Genomic DNA, 1975 nt, shown 5'->3' with positions numbered 1-1975 from the left:
CCCTTGTCGTCCTTGAGCAGGATGTTGTACCGGGGCTGGTGGCGCTTGATGAGGGAGTTCTCCAGCACCAGGGCCTCAAACTCGCTGTCCGCCACGATCACGTCAAAGTGGTCGATCTGGGACACCATGGCCCGGGTCTTCTCCGTGTGAGAGGCGGAGTCCTGGAAATACTGGGACACCCGGTTTTTCAACGCCTTGGCCTTGCCCACATAGATCACCGTGTTTTTGGCATCCTGCATGATATACACGCCTGGCTTCAGAGGCAGGGCGTGGGCCTTTTCCTTCAATTCGTCAAATGTCATAGGGGGCCTCCCGGGGAGATGTTAAAAAAGGCACCGCGCGAAGCGGTGCCTTTCGGATCTGCGCTGTGTGGCTCACTCGGAAAAATCGGAAGAGATCATCTTGAACAGAGCCTCCACCGCTTCCTTCTCATCCGGACCATCCGCAATGAGCTTGATAGGAGTACCTTTGACAATACCCAGGGAGAGCACGCCCAGAAGGCTCTTGGCGTTCACCTTGCGCTCGTCCTTCTCCACCCAAATGGAGCTTTTGAACTCGTTGGCTTTCTGGATAAAGAACGTGGCGGGTCTGGCATGCAGGCCTACCTGGTTATTGACGACCGCTTCCTGACTATACATATCCGTACCTCCGCACTCGATTTGTGTGTTACTAGCATACCAAATTCATCCCGCATCCGTCAATGACATTTTTCACAAATCTGCCTTCTTTTCTCAACAAAAATTGCGGGAGGTCCACGGCATTCGGCGGCAGATGCCCTTCTTCCCGGTCTCCGCCCACCGCTGGGCCGGCCGTGCGCGCTTCTGTCCCCCTGGAAAGAGGGCCCGGCCCCTTACCGCAGCTCCGCCACGGTGACGCCGTCCTCCCCCTCGCCGTAGCGGCCGGGGCGGAAGGATTTGATATAGCGGCTGCGCTTCAGATGCTCCCGCACCGCCTTGCGCACCGCGCCGGTCCCCTTTCCATGGATGATGGTCACGCTCTCCAGCTTGCCCATCATAGCAGTATCCAGGAAGCGGTCCAGCACCGCGATGGCCTCGTCGGTCATCATGCCCCGCAGATCGATCTCAGAGGGGGCCGCGGCGGCGCGCAGGGTGTGCTGGGCCCGCTGGACGATGCGCCTGGCCTCCTTCTGGCTCTGGGTCTCGCCCTCCACCACCCGCACCTCGTCCTGCTTGGCGGTGATCTTCAAGATCCCCGCCTGGAGCTGGAGGGTGCCGTCCTTGTTTACCGACAGGACGCTGGCTCTGGTCCCCATGGATACCAGCTCCACCGTATCCCCAGCCCGGGCCGGCCGGGTGGGGGGCGGGGCCTCCGGCTCCTGCGCCGCCCCGCCGATGGACCGCTCCGCCTCATTAAGCAGGCGGCGGGCCTCCGCCCGTCCGTCGTTCACCTGCTGCCAGTCCAGGTCCTGGCGCTTTTTCAGCTCCTTCAGTTCGGAGAGGGCCAGGTCGCTGGCGTCTCTGGCCTCCTGGATGATGGCCCGGGCCTCCGCCTGGGCCTTCTCCACCACCTTGGAGCGCTCCTCCTCCAGCCGCTTCCGGTACTCCCGGGCCTTGCCCGCAGACTGCTCCATCTCCAGCTTCAGCCGCCGGGCCTCCGCCCGGTCCTTCTCCATCTCCTGGCGCTGCTGGTCCAGCTTGGTGAGCACGTCTTCAAAGCGCACGTTCTCCGCATCCAGCCGGGCGGCCGCCCGGTCGATGATCTCCTCCGGCAGGCCCAGGCGCCGGGAGATAGCGAAGGCGTTGGATTTGCCCGGGATGCCCATTACCAGCCGGTAGGTGGGGGCCAGGGTGTCCACATTGAACTCGCAGGAGGCGTTCTCCACCCCGGGGGTGGTCATAGCGTACACCTTCAGCTCGGCATAGTGGGTGGTGGCCGCCACCAGTGCCCCCAGCTCCCGGGCACTCTCAATGACGGCCGCCGCCAGGGCGGCGCCCTCCACCGGGTCGGTGCCCGC

At 63.4% G+C, this 1975-nt stretch carries 3 protein-coding genes; all 3 read right to left on the bottom strand.

Annotation, left to right across the window (positions count from 1 at the left end):
• On the bottom strand, positions 1-302 hold a 302-nt coding region (locus tag QZ378_RS12825; protein WP_291258547.1), incomplete at its 3' end, for a GIY-YIG nuclease family protein.
• Positions 303-374: 72 nt separating this feature from the next.
• Positions 375-638, bottom strand: a complete 264-nt coding sequence (locus QZ378_RS12820) for an HPr family phosphocarrier protein (RefSeq protein WP_050623740.1) — start codon at positions 636-638, stop codon at positions 375-377.
• Positions 639-850: 212 nt separating this feature from the next.
• The coding region (locus QZ378_RS12815; RefSeq protein WP_291258546.1) for a Smr/MutS family protein at positions 851-1975 on the bottom strand (1125 nt) is incomplete at its 5' end.

It is taken from the genome of Flavonifractor sp. (assembly GCF_019422385.1).
Classification (GTDB): Bacteria; Bacillota; Clostridia; order Oscillospirales; family Oscillospiraceae; genus Flavonifractor; species Flavonifractor avistercoris.
Note: the sequence above shows the minus strand (reverse complement) of the source record. Positions and strands in the feature narration are given on the sequence as shown.

Excerpts from the sequence above, each read along its gene's own strand:
- QZ378_RS12820 (WP_050623740.1), bottom strand. The coding sequence starts at position 638 with ATGTATAGTCAGGAAGCGGTCGTCAATAACCAGGTAGGCCTGCATGCC.